We start from the raw sequence: 19,517 nt of genomic DNA, 5'->3' as shown, positions 1-19,517 counted from the left end.
CCACGCCAAATGAATGAAGCTTTTGTGAAGACAGCATGATGGGGCAGGCCCTCCCGCCCCGCCGTTTCAGGGTTTGCCGCGGAAGCGCGCCGCCTCGGCGCTGAAGCACTCCACCAGCCAGTCGGCGCTGGCGGCAACCCGGGCCTGGGGGCGGGCATCCGGGTGAATGAGCATCCAGAGCTCCCGGGTCAGTACCGGCTCTGGCCCCCCCAGGCGAACCAGGCTCGGGTCGAGGTCGGCCATGAAACAGGGCAGGATGCCATGGCCGATGCCGTCAGCCACCGCCCGGGCCAGGCCGCGCAGGCTGTTGGAGCGCAGGCGCACCCGGCCTTTGCCCAGCATTGCGTCGAGACGCTGCATCTCCGGCGTGTGCGCCAGGTCCTGGTTGTAGGCCACCCAGTCATCGGGCCGTACCGGCAGGTCGCCCCGGGCGGCGCCGTAGATGCCGAAGCCCACGTCGGCCAGCTTGCGGATCAGGAAGTCGCCGCTGGCCGGGCGGGCCAGGCGGATGGCGATGTCGGCCTCCCGGCGGGCCACGCTGAGGTTGTCGTTGCTGGCGATCAGCGCCACGGCCAGATCCGGATGCCGGGCGTACAGGTCGGGCAGGCGCGGCACCAGGTATTCGCCGATGATGGCGCTGACCGCAGTGATGCGTACCAGGCCGCTCACTGCCTGGTTGCCGGCCTCGGCCAGGCGCACCACCCCGGCCACGTCCTCCTCGATGCGTGCGCTACGTTCCAGCACCCGCGCGCCCACCGGGGTGGGGTGCCAGCGCCCTTCGCCGCGCTCGAACAGTGGCGTGCCCAGCGTGTCCTCCAGGGCCCTCAGGCGTCGGGCCACGGTGGTCTGGTCCACCTTGAGGCTGCGAGCCGCCGCCGCCAGCGTCCCTTCGCGGCCGAGCACCACCAGAAAACGCAGGTCGTCCCAGTTCATCTCGAGATCTCCGTTTGAGCGGTCATCCTGCTTTCCTCAGTTTCAAGTTACCTGCCACCATTCGTGTTTGAGCCTGCATTTTTGCAGGAAAGCGGGGCGTGGATGTCAATTCACGCAGGTTTGGACAGAGAGTAGTCTGTGCCCGCTGCTTCACCAATCAAACAGGAGACATCCCATGACCGCTTCCACCACCCTGCGCCAGTTGTCCGGCCTCCCCGCAGCCCCGTCCCGCCTGTCCGAGTCGGCTCTCATCCTGGTCGATGCCCAGAACACCTACCGCACGGGGGTTATGCAGCTCAGCGGCGTCGAGCCGGCCCTGGATGCCTGCGCCAGCCTGCTGGCCCGCGCCCGCGCCCTGAAGGTGCCGGTGATCCACATCCAGCACGACGCGGGCCCCGGCTCACCCTACGACATCCGGGCCGAGATCGGTGCGATTGCCGATAAGGTGGCGCCCATCGAGGGCGAGCCGGTGGTGGTGAAGAACTACCCCAACTCCTTCGTCAACACCGATCTGGATGCGCGCCTGAAGGCCCTCGGGGTGAAGAACGTGGTGGTGGCCGGTTTCATGACCCACATGTGCATCAACTCCACGGGCCGTGGGGCCTTCAACCTGGGCTACGCGGTCACTGTGCCGGCCAATGCCACCGCCACCCGCCCCCTGGCCGCGCCGGATGGCAGTACCGTAGCTGCCGAAGCCCTGCAGGCAGCTGCCCTGGCCGCACTGGGTGATCTGTTTGCGGTGGTGGTGCCGGACGTGACCGACATTCCCGACTGAACCAGCGCCTGGGCGGTAACTCAGTCCAGCGGCTGCCCGACCTGGTCTGTGCTACGGCGCTGCGCCAGGTAGCTTGGGCCAAGGCGGGCAGTCAGGGCTTCCGCCTGCCTCCAGATGTCCGGATGGTGGCGGAAGCTGTCGCGCAGCTGTTTCCACAGGGGCGAGGCCTTGTGGAGAAGCTCGTGGAGTACCGTATCGAGCAGGTCGAGGGCGTCGGCTTCGGACAACGGGGCGAGGTAGCGTGGGTTGAGGCGCAGGGTGTCGGAATGCCAGCGGTACTGGCCCACCACCCGCCCTGATGCCGGCAGGCGCAGGGTGCACAGGCGCTTCGGAATACCCAGCTCGGGCAGGTGTGCCCTCACCACCTCAAGGGCCAGGTCGATATCGCGCCGGGTCATGGGGGCAGGCGGCCGGTGAGCTTCAAACGCCCCAGGTGACCGGGTGCTTGTCTTTCAGGGAGCGTTCCAGGAGCTCCAGCAGTGGCACGGCGCGCTGGAAGAAGCTGACTCCGCCACCGCCGGGCTTGGCCTCGGTTTCGTCCGTCTCGGCCCTTTCTGCCTGGTGAGCCTTGTCGGCCGCAATCGCGTCCTTCAGGGTGGCGATGGCTGCCGGCAGTTGCTCGACGGTGACGATGCCCTTGGGATCGGCCGGGTCTTTGCCCAGCACGGTGAGCATCTCCTTGCCGTTCTTCTCGAACATGATGACGTCGCCGCTGGCGGGGGATTTGAAGATGATCAGCATGGTAGTGCGTCCTTGCGGTGGAATGGACCCATTGTAGGCTGCCGGCGGGTCTGGAGGAAAACCCCAAGGGCGGAGCGACGGGGCAGGTGATACCTTTTGTTCCCGACTTTCCGCGAAGGTAAACCCGTGGACCCACGTGCAAGCCTGGCCGGTGTGGCCTTCGGCCTCGGAGCCTACGGCATCTGGGGCTTCTTTCCCTTGTTCTTCCGCCAGCTTGGCCATGTTGGCCCCGTGGATGTGTTGTGCAACCGGGCCCTGTGGGGCTGTGTGTTCGTCAGTCTCATCCTCAGCGCACGGCATCATTGGCCAGCAACCCTTGCCGCGGCGCGGCGCCCGGGCACCGTGCTGCGCCTGGGGGTGGCGGCCTTGCTGGTGGGCTCCAACTGGCTGGCTTTCCTGTGGGCGGTGGACCAGCGCCAGGTGGTGGCCTCCAGCCTGGGCTACTTCCTGACCCCGCTGGTAAATGTGCTGCTCGGCATGCTGGTGCTCAAGGAGCGCCTAAACGGCAAGGAGTGGGCCTCGGTGGGGCTGGCCGTGGCGGCCGTCGGTAGCGAGTTTCTGACCCTCGGCAGCCTGCCGTGGATATCCCTGTTCATCGGCGGCAGCTTCGGGCTCTACGGGCTGGTGCGCAAGCAGGTGGCGGTGAATGCCATCTCCGGCCTGTGGCTGGAGACCCTCACCATGCTGCCGCTGATCGGCCTGTACGCCCTGTGGCAACAGGCCCAGGGGCACAGCGTGTTCACGGGCTTTGATGGCCTCACCCAGGGCCTGCTGGCGGCCTCCGGGGTGCTCACAGCCCTGCCTCTGATGCTGTTTGCCGCGGCCGCCCAGCGTCTCAACCTGGCTACGGTGGGCATGCTCATGTACATCAACCCGACCCTGCAGTTCCTCACCGCCATTTTGATCTTCGACGAGCCCCTGCAGCCGGCGCGGTTGCTTACCTTCGGCCTGATCTGGGCCGGGCTGATCCTGTATAGCTGGAGCGGCTGGGAGAAGTACCGGGCGAGCCAGGCTTGAACGGTGGTGGCGGGGCTATCATCGGGGTTTCCCCCTGGATCTTCAGTCCATGCGCATCGGTATCGACCTCGGCGGCACCAAGATCGAAATCATCGCCCTCGACGACGACGGACGCACTCTGGCCCGGCGCCGGGTAGCGACGCCCCGGGGCGACTATGCAGCTACCCTGGCCGTGGTGGCCGGACTGGTGGATGCGGTGGAGGGCGAACTGGGCCGCCGCGGAACGGTGGGGGTGGGTACGCCCGGCGCCCTGTCCCGGCGCAGCGGGCTGATCAAGAATGCCAATTCGACCTGCCTCATCGGCCGGCCCCTGCTGACGGATCTGCAAGGCCTGCTTGGGCGCGAGCTGCGCATCGCCAATGACGCGAACTGCTTCGCCCTGTCCGAGGCGGTGGACGGCGCTGGGGCGGGAGCCGGCGTGGTCTTCGGGGTGATCCTCGGCACCGGGGTGGGGGGCGGCATCGTGGTGCATGGGCAGGTGCTCGATGGGAACAACGGGATTGCCGGCGAGTGGGGACACAACCCCTTGCCCCTGCCCGGGGGCGACGATCTGCCCCTGCCGGCCTGTTACTGCGGCCGTTCCGGTTGCGTCGAAACCTACCTGAGCGGCCCGGGCATGGCTGCCGATCACGCCCGGCAGAATGGTATTGAATTACCCCCTGAGGACATCGTGTCTGGCGCGGCGGCAGGGGATGCCGCCTGCGAGGCGACCCTGCAGCGCTACGAGGCGCGACTGGCCCGGGCTCTGGCCGGGGTGATCAACCTGCTGGATCCAGATGTGATCGTGCTCGGCGGCGGGCTGTCGAACCTGGCACGCCTGTATGCGCATGTCCCTCGTCACTGGGGGAGCCATGTCTTCTCCGATCAGGTGGTCACCCGTCTGTTGGCTGCCGTCCACGGGGATTCGTCCGGGGTCAGGGGTGCGGCCTGGTTATGGCCGGTGAACAGGCCCGGGTGAATGGAGGCCGGCTGAGACAAGCTGTTGCAATCGGTGCAGAATGACACGCTGCGGGTGGCGACAGATTTCCTGGCCGGCGAGCGCCTTCTGCCCATATTCTTGCAGTTCACCGATGTGTTGACCCAATCGAGACCTTGAGCCCATGTGGACCACGCAAGCCCCCGTCTATCGCACCCGTCTCAGCCTGATGACCTTGGTCGGGAGGCTTGCCCTCGCCAATGTCGATGCGGCGCAGCGTATGCAGTATCTGGTGAGCAGGCTGGCCCTGGGGGCCAGTGACAGCTGTCTGCGCAACCATGTGCTGCCCCGTGGGGATGTGCGCTACAGCGCTGACCGGGCTGCACTCGAACAGCGTGTCGGCCTGATGGCGGAAGCCGGCGCCGAGGGCTCGGTGACCATCGTCCGGAGTCTCATCGAGGAGTGCACCCACGCCCATATCCGCTGCATGGAAGAGCTGTTCGGGTTGCGGACGGATGTCGAGCCCTTGCTTCAGCTGGCCTTCTCGGCCAGCACGCGCCTCCCTGTCATGGGTTCTCCCAGTTTCAGCGTAAGGGAATGACCAGCGGCGGAATGCCGATCACCACCGACGGCTGCGGCGTGTAGGCGTAGCGCGGCGGCGGGGCGTAGTAGGGGGCGGGTTGATAGACCACACGCGGGGGGCGGTAGTAATCGCGGTAGCCGTAGTGGCGGTCGTGATGCTTCCAGCCGTGGTGACGTTCTCCGTAGTCGTGGCGATGATGGCGGTCTCGGTCGCCACCGTGAGCGCTGGCGTTCAATGACAGACCGAGCCCGAGGCTGGCCAGCAGGCTGGTGATGATCAGTTGGCGGATCTTGCGCATGGTCCTCTCCTCATACCCCGGATGGGGCGGAACGATTCAAGGATAGCGAGCTTGGGCTCTGTGGATTGGCCGGGTTTGTAAGCAAATCTGTGTCTTCGGGCCGTGCTTTTTTCAGTTTTCGCTGTAGCCCTGGCTGGCATGGTGGGCGGCAATCAGGATCTGCCGCCAGCGCTGGATCGCTTCGGCAAGGGCTTCCCGGGCCACTGGTTTGACGACGTAGTCATTCATGCCGGCGTCCAGGGCGGCCTGGCGCTCCTCGCTCATGGCGTCTGCACTGACGCCGATGATGTACGCTTTGTTACCGTCGGCCCGCAGGGCCTGGGTGGTGGCGATGCCGTCGAGCCTGGGCATGCGGGCGTCCATGAAGATCAGCTCGAAGTCGGCATCCGCGCAGCGTACCAGGGCCTCTTCGCCGTTCTCGGCATAGACCAGATCTTGGGCGCCGAAGCGTTCGAGCATGCGGCCGAGGACCAGGCGGTTGATCGCGTTGTCCTCGACGATCAGGATGCGGGTGCTCTGGCGCAGGATGGGGCGCGGGGTTTCGGGGGCGGTGCTTTCCTCGGTGGCGGCACTCTCCAGGCTCACGGTGAACCAGAAGCGGGAGCCGCTGCCTTCCTCACTGTCCACGCCAATCTCGCCCCCCATCAGCTCGCACAGCATGCGGCAGATGGCCAGGCCGAGGCCGGTGCCGCCGTAGCGGCGGGTGGTGGACATGTCGGCCTGCTCGAAGGGCGTGAAAATGTGCCGACACTTGTCCGGGGCGATGCCGATGCCGGTGTCGCTGACCGTGAAGCGCAGGTGGGTGCGGCCTGCGTCGCCGGGGGTGGCCGCCACATGAATGCCGACGCGGCCGTGGGCGGTGAACTTGAAGGCGTTGCCCACCAGGTTCATCAGCACCTGGCGGAGACGGGTCGGATCGCCGATGAGCACCCGCGGGGTGTTGTCGGTGACGGCTATGCTGAAGTCCAGGGCTTTCTCCCTGGCCTTCGGGCGGAACAGGCGCTCCACGTCGGTCACCAGCTGGCGCAGATCGAAGCAGACCTGTTCGAGGCTCATCTTGCGGGCCTCGATCTTGGAGTAGTCGAGGATGTCGTTGATGATGCCGAGCAGGGCTTCACCGCTCTTCTGGATGGTGCTGATGTAGTCCTTCTGCTCGGCCGAGTGGGGGGCCATTTCGAGCAGCTGGGCCATGCCGATGATGCCATTCATCGGGGTGCGGATCTCGTGGGACATCATCGCCAGAAAGTCGCTCTTGGCGCGGCTGGCGGCGGTGGCGGCATCGCGGGCGGCGATCAGGGCCTGTTCGGCGCGGTGCCGCTCGGTAACGTCGGTGACGCAGAATACCCGGCCGATGACCTCCTCGTCGTGGCGTGCCGGGCGGGCGCTGAGCTCGAAGATGCGGCCGTCCCGCAGGGGGAGGGTGTCGAAGCTCTCGTTGAGGCCCTGGTCGGTGAGCAGGCGGCGCAGCGCCTCCGGCGCCTCGACGGCCCGGATCAGGTGGCCGAGAAGGGCTGCATCGTCGTGGCGGGCCAGCAGGTCTTCGGGAAGTTGCCACAGGCGGGCCAGGCGGCGGTTCATGTTGACCACGCGACCCTCCCGGTCGAGGACCAGGATGCCGTCGGCGGTGGCTTCGAGGGTGGCCCGCAGGCGCGAGGCCATCAGGGCCAGTTCGTCTTCGGCCCGCTTCTGGGCGCCGATGTCGGTGGCCCGTACCAGGATGCCTTCCGGGATGCGCCGGATGTTTTTGCTCGCCGACAGCAGGCTGTCGTCGGCGCGTCGGTACAGGCCCTCCATCACCTGTTCCTCGATGACGCCGCCGGCCCGCACTTCTTCCCAGAAGAACAGGTCGGCCAGGGCGCATTCGATGTCGGTGATGGACATGCCCACGAGGGCATCGGCCGGGTGGCCGAGCAGGCGGGCGGCGGCAGGGTTGGCGGCCAGGATGGAGAGGCTGGAAGGGTCCACGAGCAGCAGGATTTCTTCTGCTGCAGCGAGGAGGACGTCTTGGTAGGCAGCACTCATTGACTGCGCCCCTTCCGAGAATCGGCGTCGAAGTAATAGGTCACCCGCTTGCGCGGGCTGAGGTATTCATACACCTCGGGGGGGAGCTGGATGGGGCGCAGGGCCTTGGCGATGTTGATGTCCGGTTCTTCCTCCAGGTCGAGCATGATGGCTTCGTCCTTGGGGATGTCCGGGTCGTAGACCGTGACCCAGGGGCGCAGGGGCTTGGCCGGGTTGACGGAGGACACCAGGGCGAGGGCGTCGTTGGAGAGTTTGACGACGGTGCCGGGGGGGTACACGCCGAGACAGCGGATCATCACCTGCAGGGCCCGGGTGTCGAACTTGGCGCGGCGCTGGGCGAACATCAGGGACAGGGCTTCATGGGGTGTCATGGCCTTGGCCAGGTCGGCGGGGTTACACAGGTTGTCGTAGTAGTTGACCAGGGACACGATGCGCGCCAAGGGGTCGATCTGATCGCCTTTGAGCTTGTTCGGGTAGCCGCTGCCGTCAGCCAGCTCGTGGTGCTGGGCGATGATGCGCAGCACCGGGTCGGGCAGGCCGATCTGCTTGCCCAGGCGCAGGCCGTAGTCGCAGTGAAGCTGGCGCAGGTTGCGTTCGGGAGCGGTCAGCTCGTGGCGCGGGCGGGCCACCCGGTCGGGAATGTCGTTGAGGCCGATGTCGTGGAGCAGGGCGCCGACGCCGAGGATCTGGCAGTGGGCGCGGGCGAAGCCCAGCTCCTTGGCCAGCATCATCGACAGGATCGAGCAGTTGAGCCCGTGGTAGTAGGTTTCCTCGCCGCCGGCATGTTCGCCGATCACATGGAGGGCCACCTCGGGTTGGTCAAGGAAGGCGGTCACCATCTGGTTCACCAGCTCATCCACCTCTTCCAGGCATTCCTTCGGGCGGGCGAAGAGGTTTTTTCCGATGTTCCGCATCACCCCGGCAGCCTTTACCAAGGCCTTTTCCACTTCGATGACCTGCCGCTTGCGTTGGGCCAGGCGGGCGATGCGCTCACGTTTACTGGCCAGGGCGGCGCTGTTGGCGGGGTCTTCGGTTTCGGTCTCGGGGGGCTGGGCCGGGGCCGGCGGAGCGGCGGTCAGGCCGCGGGGCTGCACGTCGGAGCGATCGGGGTCGTAGCGGAAATGCGTGACCCCCAGCGTGCGCAGGGTTGCCAGTTGCTCGGCCGAGCGGATCTTGAAACTGTTGAAACTGAACGGGTGGCTGAACCAGGGCAGGTCGATATGGATGAACACCCCGACGCATAGCTGGTCGGGGGTCAGGACAAAATCCTGATGTGAAGCAGGCGGCATCGGACGGGGGCCGGTGGCGGACGATAGCTGCTATTTCGGCCCTGAGCGGCGGAAGTTTAGGGCGTAGCCCGGTCTGCATCCGCTACCAGCAGCACGTGTACGCTGCGCGGACCATGGGCACCGAGCTGGATGGTGAGTTCCACGTCGCCGGTGCGGGAAGGGCCGGAGATGATGTTGGTGGCACGGGGCAGGCCGCCGGGCAGGGCACGCAGCAGCGTCCAGGCGTCTTCGAAGTGGCGCACGATGCGCCCGGCCGGCAGCACGATGAGGTGGTGGTCGGGCACGAAATTGAGGGTCGTTGGGCTGTCGGGCCCGGATGCCAGGATCAGGCTGCCGATCTCGGCAATGCCGGCAAGGCAGGGGGTCACCGACATCTGTTCGTCCTGGCCGGCGGGGCCCGGGTGGTGGATGAAGCCGGCGGGCCAGGCCAGCCCGGCCAGGGGGCGGGCGACGGCGGCGCGGGGCGGCAGGCCGTGGGCCTGGCGGTAGGCGTCGACGGCGGCGGGGATGGCGTCGACGCCGCTGACACGGGCCACCGTGCCCGAGCGGCTTTCGAAGCGGGTGACGAAGCGCGCCACCAGATCGTCGTCGTCAACGGCGATGCGGGGGTGGGCCGGGCGGCGTGCATCCAGGGCCGCCGCCGCCGCGTCGGAAAGGGGGCCGCGGCCTAGGGCGGCGCGGATCTGCTGGAGGATGGCGCTACGGGATTCGGGCATGGGGGTCAGGTTTGGCGAGCGTGCCATAGTTCAAGAAAGGTCTTGCCCTCCGGGGCGGGCAGGTCGCGCAGGGCCGTCCAGCCGCTGGCGAAGGGCAGATGCCGCAGACGCCCGTTGCGGCCGCTAAGGCCTTTCAGGGCTCGTGCGGCGAGGCGGTTGGCAAACTGGTAGAGCCCCGGCCGTTCCGCCACGAAACGCCACACGCCGAGGGCACGGCGTTGCACTGGCGGACTGATGCCCCGCTGATGTTGCTGGTGGCGCAGTTCGCGCAGCAGTTCGGGCAGGGGGATGCGCACCGGGCATACCGACTGGCAGCGGCCATTGAGGGTGCAGGCGTTGGGCAGATCGCGGGTGGCATCCAGACCGACAAAGAGGGGGGTGAGCACCGAGCCCATGGGGCCGGGATAGACCCAGCCGTAGGCATGGCCCCCCACCGCACCATACACCGGGCAGTGGTTCATGCAGGCCCCGCAGCGAATGCAGCGCAGCATGTCCTGGAACTTGCCGCCGAGCATCTTCGAGCGGCCGTTGTCCACCAGCACCACGTGGAACTCCTCGGGGCCGTCCACGTCGCCCGGCCGGCGTGGGCCGGTGGATAGCGTGGTGTAGGTTTCGGTCTCCTGCCCGGTGGCGCTGCGGGCCAGGATGCGCAGAAACAGGCTGACGTCTTCCAGGGTCGGCACGATGCGCTCGATGCCGCTGGTGACGATGTGCACCTTGGCCAGGGTCTGGGTCAGGTCGCCATTGCCTTCGTTGGTGACGATGATGGATGAGCCTGTTTCGGCCACCAGGTAGTTGCCGCCAGTGATGCCCACGTCGGCCTTGAAGTATTTGTCGCGCAATACCAGGCGCGCTTCGGTGACCAGGTCGGCGACGGTGGTCTTGCGCGGCCCGCCGTGGGCGGCCTCGAACAGGTCGGAGACTTGTTCTTTCGTCTTGTGGATGGCCGGCGCGATGATGTGGGAGGGCGGTTCCTTGGCGAGCTGAATGATGTACTCGCCCAGGTCGGTCTCGACCACAGTGTAGCCGCGCTTCTCTAGAGCCGCGTTGAGGTTCACCTCTTCCGACACCATGGACTTGCCCTTGGTGATGGTCCGGGCCTGCACCCGCTCGCAGATGCCGAGAATGATGTTGCGCGCCTCCTCGGCGTCCCGTGCCCAGTGCACGTGGCCACCGGCGGCGGTCACGGCGCTGTCGAAGCGTTCCAGATAGTGGTCGAGGTTTTCCAGTACGTGGTTCTTCACGTCGCGGGCCTGGTCGCGTAGGGCCTCGAATTCGGGCAGGGCGGCGACCAGCTCGGCGCGCTTGTTCACGAAGCCCTTGCGCGACTGGCCGAGTGCCTGGCGCAGGGTGGGGTCGGCCAGGGCGATGACGGCCTTTTCCTTGAAGCGGGGGCTGCTCACGTCCATCTCAGTGCTCTCCGTCGCCGATGCCGATGCCGCTGCCGGTGGCCATGCCGGCCAGCACCTCGGCTGTGTGGAAGACCTTGAGCTTCGAGCCCTGACGGCGCAGCCGCCCGGCCATGTTCATCAGGCAGCCCAGGTCACCGCCGAGCAGGGTGTCTGCGCCGGTGGCCGCCACATTGGCCAGCTTGTCATCCACCATGCGCCCGGAGATTTCCGGGTATTTCACGCAAAAGGTGCCGCCGAAGCCGCAGCACACTTCGGCATCCGGCATTTCGGTGAGTTGTAGCCCTTCCACCGAGCCGAGCAGCAGGCGCGGCTGGGCTTTTACGCCCAGGCCGCGCAGGCCGGAGCAGGAATCGTGATAGGTGACGGTGCCGGTGTAGGCCGCGTTCACTGCGGTGACGCCGCACACGTCGGTGAGGAAGGACAGCAGCTCGTGGCTGCGGGCGGCCAGGGCCGCGGCGCGGGGGTGCCATTCGGGGTCGTCCTCGAACAGTTTCGGGTAGTCGTGGCGCAGGGTGGCCATGCACGAGCCGGAGGGGCCGACCACGTAATCGAAGCCTTCGAAGGTGGTGATGACCTGCTTCGCCAACGTTCGGGCGGCGTCGAAGTCACCGCTGTTGTAGCCGGGCTGGCCACAGCAAGTCTGGGCCATGGGCACCTCGACAGTGCAGCCGGCGTCCTCCAGTAGCTGGGCGGCGGCAAAGCCGACGGAGGGGCGGAAGAGGTTCATCAGGCAGGTGGCAAACAGGCCGACGCGAGGCATGGGGAGTCCTGGAAAGAGACAATGTTGTCAGGTGGCGTCTGGCTGGCTTTGATTCAGCCAGCGCAGCAGGGTGATGTAGAGCAGATCCGGGTCTACCGGTTTGGCGATGAAGTCGTCCAGGCCGGCGGCGCGGCAGGCCTGGCGGTCTTCCTCGTAGGCGTTGGCGGTCATGGCCACCATGGGGGTGCGGGCGTAGCCGGGCAGGTTGCGGATCTGCCGGGTGGCTGCCAGGCCGTCGAGGACCGGCATCTGGATATCCATCAGGATCAGGTCATAGGGGTGGGCGGTGGCCATGCGGACGGCCTCCTCTCCGTTGCCGGCCAGCTCGGTGTCGAGGCCGAGCACTTCCCTCAGCATCTCCACGCCCACTTCCTGGTTCACCACGTCGTCTTCGACAAAGAGGATGCGCCGGCCCCGATGGTGGGTGCGCAGAGCCTGCTCGGCTTCCAGGCCACTGGGGCCGTTGGCGGCCGCGTCTTCCGAGCAGGCTGCGGCCTTTTGGAGCCGGACGGTGAACCAGAAGGTGCTGCCCTGGCCCAGGTGTTCGCCGATGCCGATCTCGCCGCCCATCAGCCGAACCAGGCGTTTCGAGATGGACAGTCCGAGGCCGGTGCCGCCGAAGCGCCGGGTGGTGGAGCCATCGGCCTGCTCGAAGGGTTCGAAGATGCGCTGGCGGGTATCGGGCGCTATGCCGATGCCGTCATCGTCCACCTCGACCCGCAGCTGCAGGGTATCGCCCTGTTCGGCGGCAATGTCGGCACGGATGCGGATGCCGCCCCGGGCAGTGAACTTGATGGCGTTTCCGACCAGGTTGAGCAGGACCTGCTGCAGGCGCAGCGGATCGCCCAGCAGGGGCTGGGCGGCCAGGGGCGGGGCGATGTGGATGTCCAGGCTGAGACCTTTGGCGGCCACTTCGGGGCCGACCAGGCTGGCCACATGACCGCTGATCGTGTCGAAGCGGAAGGGGATGCTCTCCAGGGGCATGCGCTCGGCTTCGATGCGGGACAGTTCGAGAATGTCGTTGAGGAGCTGCATCAGGTGCTGGGCGGCCCGCCCCACGCTGGTCAGCTTGTCTTTCTGGGCTGGGTCGGTGTTGCGGCGGGAGAGCATGTGGTTGAGGCCGATGATGGCGTTCATCGGGGTGCGCAGCTCGTGGCTCATGTTGGCCAGGAAGACGCTCTTGGCACGGTTGGCACTCTCGGCGGCTTCCTTGGCGATGGACAGGTCGGCGGTGCGGGCGGCAACCAGCTCTTCCAGGTGGTCCCGATGGCGTTTCAGTTCGGCCTCGGTGAGCTTGCTGGTGCTGATGTCACGGGCTGTGGCGTAGAAATAGCACTGCTCGTCGGTGTGGACCACGGCGGTAGCGATGGCGACCGGGAAGGTGCTGCCATCCTTGCGCCGGTAGGTGGTTTCGAAGTGCTCGCCGCGGCGTAAGTCGAGGTTGGTTCGGTGGGCCGCCCAGCGCCTGGCATCGAGGCCCATGTCCACGTCGTGGATGCGCAGCCGGGTCAGTTCGTCCCGGGTATAGCCAAGCATCTGGTAGGCGGCCGGGTTGACCCGCACGATGTGCCCATCCTCGTCGATCCAGTAGGTGCCGTCGGAGGAGCGATCCACCGACACCATGGTCAGGGCCAGCTCCCGGTTTTTGGCGGCGATGTCGGCGGTCTGCTCTTCGACTTTGCGCTGGATGATGGCGGTGCGACCCGTCATGCCGAGCATCAGGGTTTGCAACAGCGCCGCGAAGAGCAGGCCAACAACGCCCACGGCCCAGGCCACCCAGGGGCGGTTCTGCTGCAGGTAGGCGTCGCTGGCCTGAGTCTCCAGCAGCCATTGGCGGTCGCCGACGGTGAGCGTTCCGCGCCAGTAGCCCCGGCTCGGCGCGCCGGGGTCGGAGGTGTGGCTGCGCAAGGTGAGGGGGCCGGCGGCGGGGTCGCTCAGACTCACTGCCAGCCCGGCCGGCATGGCCCCGGCGAGCGCGGTGTCCACCAGGGTGTCGAGCTGGATCACGGCGACCGCGAAGCCCAGCAGGGGGGCTGGCCGCGGGTCGCCCGGGCGCGGGTGGCGATGGGCGGGGGCCAGCATCAGCACCGAGCGGACCGGCATGGCGTCCTGGACCAACTGAACTGGCGCAGTGACGGCAATGCTGGTGCCTTGCTGCATGGCACGCGCCACCGCGTCCCGGCGCAGGGGTTCTGACTGGAGATCGAAGCCGAGGGCGAAGGTGTTGGTGTCCCTGGACACAATCTGGCTGACCGGCACATGGATGTCCCGCCGGGCTGCGGGCACGCTTTCGCCCGCAGGTGTGCGCTCGTTGATCCGGAAGTTCGGCTGGCCCAGGCGCCGGGCTGTATTGCGCTCGAAGTCGTCGCGCTCGGCGGCCGGCACCGCGGCATTGAAACTGAGGGCGGCGATGTCCGGGTTGTCCTGCAGGATGGACAAGGTGTAACGCTCGAATTGCTCGGGGGAGAGATCCGGGGCAATCTCGATCAGGCGCCGCAGGGCCAGCAGGGCCTCCTGGTGGGCCAGCAGGCGATCGGCAATGCGGTCCTGGAGAGCCTTGGCATCGGCCTTGAGCCTGTCTGCCTGCCCCTGCTCTTCCCAGTGTCCGGTGATGTATATGGCTGTGCCCACACATACCAGGGTGAGCAACATCGGAACGGCCATCTGCTGCAGACGGGAGCGCCAGAGGGGCACCCGCTGCAGCAGCAACGACAGGCACAGGGGCGCGAAGGTGAGCACCCCAAGGGTGTCGCCAACAAACCAGTTCCACCACGCAAAGGCCCACGCCGCAGCTGGCAGTACGCCCAGAGCGGCCAGGCTGACGATGCCGATACTGGCCGACACCAGGCAGGCCAGCGGGCCCCCGATGAGCAGGAAGAGGATCACATGCCGCTCATGTTCCAGCCTGTGCCAGTGCTCCCCCTCCATGCGTCGGATCAGCAGGCGCCCCACCCAGGCTTGGGCCACCGCGCCACAGGCAATCAGGGCGGCGGCGGCAAAGGTGGTGCCGGAGAAGCTGGCACTGCTCAACGCCAGCCCGCTGTTGAGACAGACCGAGCCTAGCCAGATGCCGGGCAGGGCGCGCGCGCCCAGGATCAGGGTGATCGCCAGCGCCAGCCCGGAGGCCGGAAAGATCGGGCTGGCGTAACCCGGCGCGATCGCAAAGATCAGCCCCAGCCCGCCCAGCGCCAGGTAGGCCAGGGCGATGACCGGTGTCCGTCCGATTTCGGCGAGGGTGTGTGGTTTCAAGTGCAGGCGCACGCCGCGGACAGGCGCGGCGCTGGATCAAGTGGTAGCGCCGCCGAGTCTAGGTCAGAACCGGGGCGCCTGTCTTGATCTGTGCCGATTGGCGGTCAGGTTCCGCCCTCAGCAGGCCATCCATGCCTCACCTAGAGCCTTCGCCTGTTGCAGCACCAGCTCCACCGCGCCCTCCTGCTCATCCGGCGGGTATTTGTACTTGCGCAGGATGCGCTTGACCATCAGGCGCAGCCGGGCGCGCACACTCTCCCGCTCCGACCAGTCCACCGACAGGTTTTTGCGCAGGTTCTCGGTCAGTTCGTGGGCAATCTTCTTGAGGGTTTCGTCGGACAGCTCGCGCACCGCCGATTCGTTGTCAGCCAGGGCATCGTAGAAGCGGATCTCGTCTTCCGTCAGGCCTAGCTCTTCGCCGCGGGTGGCGGCAGCGTGGAACTTCTTCGCCATCTCGATCAGCTCCTCGATCACCTGGGCAGTCTCGATGGCGCGGTTCTGGTAGCGCTTGACCACATTGGCCAGCAGTTCGGAGAACTTCTTCTCCTGCACCACGTTGCTTGAGAAGCGGGACTTGATCTCATCTTCCAGCAGGCGCTCAAGCAGTTCCACCGCGAGATTGCGTTCCGGGAGGTTGCGCACCTCGGCCAGAAATTCGTCGTCGAGGATACCGATGTTGGGCTTGTCGAGGCCCACCGCCTCGAACACATCCACCACATCCTCCGACACCACCGCCGAGCCGATGATCTGGCGGATGGCCAGCTCCCGCTCCTCGTCGGTCTTCTTCTTGTGGGTGAGGTCGCGCTTGGTGAGGATCACCTTCACCGCCTGGAAGAAGGCCACTTCCTCGCGCACGGCCTTGGCCTCGTCCAGCGTGCAGCACAGGGTGAAGGCCTTGGACATGGCCACCGCCTGATCGGCGAAGCGCTTCTTGCCGTCCTTGATGCCCAGCACATGGTTGGCCGCGCCCGCGAGACGCCGATGGCCGGCGCTCAGGAAGTCGGCGTAGTCGAAGCCGTGGAGCAGCCCGCGCAGGATGTCGAGCTTCTCTTCCAGCACGGCGTAAGCCTCGGCCGCATCCACCGTCGGGCGGCCGCGGCCCTGGCTGGCGGTGTAGTCCTTGAGTGCAGACTTCAGCTCGTTGGCGATGCCGATGTAGTCCACCACCAGCCCGCCTTGCTTGTCCTTGAAGACGCGATTCACCCGGGCGATGGCCTGCATCAGGTTGTGGCCCTTCATGGGCTTGTCCACGTAAAGGGTATGCACGCAGGGCGCGTCGAAGCCGGTCAGCCACATGTCCCGCACGATCACCAAGCGCAGTGGGTCGGCCGGGTCCTTGAAGCGCTTTTCCAGGCGCTTCTTGACCTGCTTGCTGTAGAGATGCGGGCGCAGCAGGGCCTTGTCGCTGCTTGATCCGGTCATCACGATCTTGATCGCGCCCTTCTCGGGGTCATCGTCGTGCCAGTCGGGCCGGAGTTTCACGATCTCGTTGTAGAGATGCACGCAGATGTCGCGGCTCATCGCCACCACCATCGCCTTGCCTCGCATTTGCCCGATGATGGCCTTGTTGCGCTCCTCGAAGTGGGCCACCAGATCCGCCGCCACTCTGGCGATGCGGGGTTCGGCGCCGACGACCTTCTCCAGCGCCGCCCACTTGCTCTTCAGGCGGGCCTGCTGGCTTTCCTCCTCGTCTTCGGCCAGCTCATCCACCTCGTCGTCGATGTGCGGCAGTTCGTCGGCCTTCAGCGACAGCCTGGCCAGGCGCGACTCGAAGTAGATCGCCACCGTGGCGCCGTCTTCCTTGGCCTGCTGCATGTCGTAGATGTGGATGTAGTCGCCGAACACCGCGCGGGTGTCCCGGTCCTCGCTGGACACGGGCGTGCCGGTGAAGGCCACGAAGGTGGCGTTGGGCAGCGCGTCGCGCAGGTGCTGGGCGTAGCCGACAACATAGGCTGCCCGGGGCTCGGCAGCCATGGGCAGCGACGCTCCTGTAGGGGCGAATTTATTCGCCCATCCGCGCTGATTGGCGGCCTCGCCCTGCGGTACGGACTGCGGGCGAATGACTTCGCCCCTACGCAGCTTGAGCTTCGCCTCGAAGCCGTACTGGGTGCGGTGGGCTTCGTCGGCGATGACCACGATGTTGTGCCGGTCCGAGAGCAGCGGAAAGACGTCCTCGTCCTCGCCCGGCATGAACTTCTGGATCGTCGCAAACACGATGCCGCCGGACGGGCGCTTGGCCAGCAGCCGGCGCAGATCCTGCCGGGTGCCCGCCTGCACCGGCTGCTCCCGCAGCAGATCCTGAGCCAGCGAGAACACGCCGAAGAGCTGGCCGTCCAGGTCGTTGCGGTCGGTGATGACCACGATGGTGGGGTTCTCCATCGCCGTGGCCTGCATCACCCGCGCGGCGAAGCAGGTCATCGTGATGCTCTTGCCGCTGCCCTGGGTGTGCCACACCACGCCGCCCTTGCCCCTGGTGGCCGCAGCGCCGCAGGGCCGCGAGGCCGCAATCACCTGCTGGATCGCCGCCCGCACCGCGTGGAACTGGTGGTAGCCGGCGATCTTCTTCACCAGCCCGCCGTCGTCCTCGAAGAGCACGAAGTAGCGCAGGTAGTCGAGCAGCATTGCCGGGGCGAGCGCGCCGCGGATCAGGGTCTCCAGCTCGTTGAACTCGCCCAGCGGGTCGAGCCTGACGCCGTCGATGGTGCGCCACTGCATGAAGCGCTCGGCATCGGCCGACAGCGAGCCCATGCGGGCATCCGAGCCGTCGGAGATCACCAGCACCTCGTTGTACTGGAACAGGTCCGGCGTCTGGGCCTTGTAGGTCTGGAGCTGCTCGAAGGCCTTCCAGATGTCGGCGTTGGCGTCGGCCGGGTTCTTCAGCTCGATGACCACCAGGGGCAGGCCATTCACGAAGAGCACGATGTCCGGCCGGCGGGTGTGGTGCGGGCCTTTGACGGTGAACTGGTTGATGGCCAGCCACTCGTTGTTCGATGGGTCAGCCCAGTCGATCAGGCGGGCAAAATCGCCCAGGGTTTCGCCGCCACGCTGCACCTCGACCGGCACGCCGGTCACCAGCAGCTGGTGGAAGCGCCGGTTGGCCGACAGCAGCGCGGGGATGCCCAGGTCCCGCACCTGTTGCAACGCGTCTTCCCGCGCAGCGGTGGTGAGCAGCGGGTTGAGGCGGGCGATGGCCGCACGCAGGCGCTCCACCAGCAGCACCTGCTGGTAGCTGCCGCGCTCGGGGCGCTCGCCGTCCGGGGCCAGCTCCGGGCCGCGGAGCGGCGTGTAACCCACCTCGGCCAGCCAGCCGAGGGCTTCCTGTTCGAGCTGGTCTTCAGTCATTAGTGGGAGCCTTCTTAGCAGTCAGCTTGGTGGTTACTTGTTTAGGGTGTTGTTTTTATTGTGTTTTATGGTCTTCTTAAACGCATCCGCCGGTTTGCTAAGCACTTGCTAAGCGTGTTTTTTCTGGACATAGAAGATCTTGTTTCCAGTGCCTTGCCGCTCCAGGAAGCCATCATCCTGGCTCCACTTCTTCAAGTAACGTGATGCCTCAACCTGTGCAGATGCGGAGTCTCCCAAACCGAGCAGTTCGCGCAGATCCGTGTTGGTGATGCGTTTGTGATCGCGTAGATACTCCCGAGCCATCTCTGCGTATCTGACTGGATTGAGACCTCTGGCCTTTGTGTAGGCGGCCTTGCCCTTCAGATCCTTCGCCACCCCTTTGGCAAGATGGAATGTAGCCGATGATGAATAGCCCCGTCGTTCGATCAGGTTCAGTGGAGGGAGGCACATGCCGTCAAGCACGCGACGGGCATCTTCCCGCGAGAGCTGTAGCACCTCTGATGCCTGGCTGACGTCGATGTAATCCTGCCCACGCAGTGCATCCAGCACCAGCAGCTGATCCAGACCGACCTCGGCGCCTTGGCCATCCAGCTTGGCCACGAGGCGTGCGAGCGCCTCATGCGCTCCCTGATTGAAAATCTTCAGCGTCACCGCATGCCCGTCTGTCGTGTATTCAGGGCGCCGTTTGCCGTAAACCAACGCTGATCTGAATATCCGCTTGCGTCCGATGCCGGATGATTCCACCAGACGCAATTTCACCAACGCATTGGCAAGCGTCCGATTCCGAGGCACCGCCTCGTGGCGAAGGATGTTCTCTGGCGTGATGCCATCAATGAACCCGCCCGGGCTGGTGACGACCAGTTCCTGCTTTGAGTGGCGTACCAGAATCTCACCGGGGTGCTGGTAGTCCCGGTGAGTCAGGGCATTGAGCACCGCTTCGCGTACCCCCTCCAGCGGAAACTGGGGAATGCGCAGCTTGAACAAGCCCACCTCGATTTCCTGTTCGGGGTTCAGTGGCCCCTGGAAGATCTGTTCGATTCGTTCAACGGCCTCAAGCAAGGGTAGGCGTTCGATGTCGTTGCGGGCTACGCTCGTTTCGCTGTCGTGCAGCACATAGTGAAACTGCGCCTGGGGGCAATGCGCCGAGAGCACCTCCTGCCGTGCAAACAGAATCATGCCCGCGTGTGTCACCTGGCCTCCCCGAATGCCCTCCAACCCTTGCAGGAACTCGATGTCGGGCAAACCAATGAGGCCGGATGAAGGCGCCTTGCTCCGCAAGATGCGGCGTGCGCGCTCAATCTGAAGTGGGTCGAGGTCTTGAATGGTAAGACCTTTGGCTGGGCACCTCGAATAACCCGAGGTTTTCAATGAATTCCGCCGCGCAACGATGATCGCGACCCAATTCGATTCAATTTCGCTGAGCAAACGCCGCCTTTCCCTGCGGTGTAGCCCCGTTTTTGCCTC

Annotated in this window: 16 protein-coding genes; 4 read left to right on the top strand and 12 right to left on the bottom strand. The window is 66.1% G+C overall.

The features are described 5' to 3' along the window. Positions 1-66: 66 nt before the first annotated feature. Entirely contained in the window at positions 67-933 is an 867-nt protein-coding gene (locus PHI64_RS03225) for a LysR family transcriptional regulator (RefSeq protein WP_299878492.1), read from the bottom strand. A 175-nt stretch (positions 934-1,108) separates the two neighbouring features. On the opposite strand from PHI64_RS03225, the gene PHI64_RS03220 reads away from it, so the two are divergent. Beyond that, positions 1,109-1,708, top strand: a complete 600-nt coding sequence (locus tag PHI64_RS03220) for a cysteine hydrolase family protein (RefSeq protein ID WP_299878489.1) — start codon at positions 1,109-1,111, stop codon at positions 1,706-1,708. Positions 1,709-1,728: 20 nt separating this feature from the next. Here the strand turns inward: PHI64_RS03220 and PHI64_RS03215 are convergent, their stop codons facing one another. Both PHI64_RS03215 and PHI64_RS03210 read right to left on the bottom strand, forming a co-directional pair. Continuing rightward, positions 1,729-2,106, bottom strand: a complete 378-nt coding sequence (locus tag PHI64_RS03215) for a hypothetical protein (protein ID WP_299878486.1) — start codon at positions 2,104-2,106, stop codon at positions 1,729-1,731. A 22-nt stretch (positions 2,107-2,128) separates the two neighbouring features. Beyond that, the gene (locus PHI64_RS03210; protein WP_299878483.1) at positions 2,129-2,449 is read right to left on the bottom strand and encodes a DUF1840 domain-containing protein; all 321 of its coding nucleotides are present in this window, start codon (positions 2,447-2,449) and stop codon (positions 2,129-2,131) included. Positions 2,450-2,575: 126 nt separating this feature from the next. On the opposite strand from PHI64_RS03210, the gene rarD reads away from it, so the two are divergent. From rarD to PHI64_RS03195, 3 genes are all read left to right on the top strand, one after another. Then, positions 2,576-3,466: an EamA family transporter RarD gene (rarD, locus tag PHI64_RS03205; RefSeq protein ID WP_299878480.1), complete on the top strand. Its 891-nt coding sequence runs from the start codon at positions 2,576-2,578 to the stop codon at positions 3,464-3,466. Positions 3,467-3,515: 49 nt separating this feature from the next. After that, positions 3,516-4,424 carry an ROK family protein gene (locus tag PHI64_RS03200; RefSeq protein WP_299878477.1) on the top strand — a complete coding sequence of 303 codons (909 nt, stop codon included), beginning with the start codon at positions 3,516-3,518 and terminating at the stop codon, positions 4,422-4,424. 142 nt (positions 4,425-4,566) lie between these two features. After that, positions 4,567-4,983, top strand: coding sequence for a hypothetical protein (locus PHI64_RS03195; RefSeq protein ID WP_299878474.1), 417 nt, complete (start codon positions 4,567-4,569; stop codon positions 4,981-4,983). Here PHI64_RS03195 and PHI64_RS03190 read toward each other — a convergent pair. The 9 genes from PHI64_RS03190 to PHI64_RS03150 all read right to left on the bottom strand — a co-directional run. Further along, on the bottom strand, positions 4,967-5,263 hold the full coding sequence (locus PHI64_RS03190) for a hypothetical protein (RefSeq protein ID WP_299878471.1): 297 nt from the start codon (positions 5,261-5,263) through the stop codon (positions 4,967-4,969). The two genes, PHI64_RS03195 and PHI64_RS03190, sit on opposite strands and share 17 nt — an antisense overlap. Positions 5,264-5,374: 111 nt before the next feature. Next, positions 5,375-7,285, bottom strand: coding sequence for a PAS domain-containing hybrid sensor histidine kinase/response regulator (locus PHI64_RS03185; protein WP_299878468.1), 1,911 nt, complete (start codon positions 7,283-7,285; stop codon positions 5,375-5,377). Beyond that, positions 7,282-8,574 carry an HD-GYP domain-containing protein gene (locus PHI64_RS03180; RefSeq protein WP_299878465.1) on the bottom strand — a complete coding sequence of 431 codons (1,293 nt, stop codon included), beginning with the start codon at positions 8,572-8,574 and terminating at the stop codon, positions 7,282-7,284. Before PHI64_RS03180 ends, PHI64_RS03185 begins: the two co-directional genes overlap by 4 nt. A gap of 56 nt (positions 8,575-8,630) precedes the next feature. Beyond that, entirely contained in the window at positions 8,631-9,290 is a 660-nt protein-coding gene (locus PHI64_RS03175; protein WP_299878462.1) for an LUD domain-containing protein, read from the bottom strand. A gap of 5 nt (positions 9,291-9,295) precedes the next feature. Further along, complete coding sequence (locus PHI64_RS03170) at positions 9,296-10,699, bottom strand: LutB/LldF family L-lactate oxidation iron-sulfur protein (protein ID WP_299878459.1); 1,404 nt, start codon at positions 10,697-10,699, stop codon at positions 9,296-9,298. A 1-nt stretch (position 10,700) separates the two neighbouring features. Continuing rightward, positions 10,701-11,462 (bottom strand): (Fe-S)-binding protein, encoded by a 762-nt coding sequence (locus tag PHI64_RS03165; protein WP_299878456.1) that lies wholly within the window; start codon positions 11,460-11,462, stop codon positions 10,701-10,703. Positions 11,463-11,489: 27 nt separating this feature from the next. Next, a complete protein-coding gene (locus PHI64_RS03160) occupies positions 11,490-14,711 on the bottom strand; it encodes a CHASE domain-containing protein (protein ID WP_299878453.1) in 3,222 nt (1,073 codons plus the stop codon). A 117-nt stretch (positions 14,712-14,828) separates the two neighbouring features. Then, positions 14,829-18,053 (bottom strand): type I restriction endonuclease subunit R, encoded by a 3,225-nt coding sequence (locus tag PHI64_RS03155; RefSeq protein ID WP_299878450.1) that lies wholly within the window; start codon positions 18,051-18,053, stop codon positions 14,829-14,831. Between the two features lie 108 nt (positions 18,054-18,161). Further along, positions 18,162-19,517, bottom strand: a 1,356-nt coding sequence (locus tag PHI64_RS03150) for an ATP-binding protein (protein WP_299878447.1), incomplete at its 5' end; no start/stop codon positions are given.

It is taken from the genome of Zoogloea sp. (assembly GCF_028689785.1).
In the GTDB taxonomy this organism is placed as follows: Bacteria; Pseudomonadota; Gammaproteobacteria; order Burkholderiales; family Rhodocyclaceae; genus Zoogloea.
Note: the sequence above shows the minus strand (reverse complement) of the source record. Positions and strands in the feature narration are given on the sequence as shown.

Excerpts from the sequence above, each read along its gene's own strand:
- PHI64_RS03225 (WP_299878492.1), bottom strand. The coding sequence starts at position 933 with ATGAACTGGGACGACCTGCGTTTTCTGGTGGTGCTCGGCCGCGAAGGG.
- PHI64_RS03155 (WP_299878450.1), bottom strand. The coding sequence starts at position 18,053 with ATGACTGAAGACCAGCTCGAACAGGAAGCCCTCGGCTGGCTGGCCGAG.
- PHI64_RS03185 (WP_299878468.1), bottom strand. The coding sequence starts at position 7,285 with ATGAGTGCTGCCTACCAAGACGTCCTCCTCGCTGCAGCAGAAGAAATC.
- PHI64_RS03200 (WP_299878477.1), top strand. The coding sequence starts at position 3,516 with ATGCGCATCGGTATCGACCTCGGCGGCACCAAGATCGAAATCATCGCC.
- PHI64_RS03190 (WP_299878471.1), bottom strand. The coding sequence starts at position 5,263 with ATGCGCAAGATCCGCCAACTGATCATCACCAGCCTGCTGGCCAGCCTC.
- PHI64_RS03170 (WP_299878459.1), bottom strand. The coding sequence starts at position 10,699 with ATGGACGTGAGCAGCCCCCGCTTCAAGGAAAAGGCCGTCATCGCCCTG.
- PHI64_RS03220 (WP_299878489.1), top strand. The coding sequence starts at position 1,109 with ATGACCGCTTCCACCACCCTGCGCCAGTTGTCCGGCCTCCCCGCAGCC.
- PHI64_RS03180 (WP_299878465.1), bottom strand. The coding sequence starts at position 8,574 with ATGCCGCCTGCTTCACATCAGGATTTTGTCCTGACCCCCGACCAGCTA.
- PHI64_RS03195 (WP_299878474.1), top strand. The coding sequence starts at position 4,567 with ATGTGGACCACGCAAGCCCCCGTCTATCGCACCCGTCTCAGCCTGATG.
- PHI64_RS03175 (WP_299878462.1), bottom strand. The coding sequence starts at position 9,290 with ATGCCCGAATCCCGTAGCGCCATCCTCCAGCAGATCCGCGCCGCCCTA.
- PHI64_RS03215 (WP_299878486.1), bottom strand. The coding sequence starts at position 2,106 with ATGACCCGGCGCGATATCGACCTGGCCCTTGAGGTGGTGAGGGCACAC.
- PHI64_RS03165 (WP_299878456.1), bottom strand. The coding sequence starts at position 11,462 with ATGCCTCGCGTCGGCCTGTTTGCCACCTGCCTGATGAACCTCTTCCGC.
- PHI64_RS03210 (WP_299878483.1), bottom strand. The coding sequence starts at position 2,449 with ATGCTGATCATCTTCAAATCCCCCGCCAGCGGCGACGTCATCATGTTC.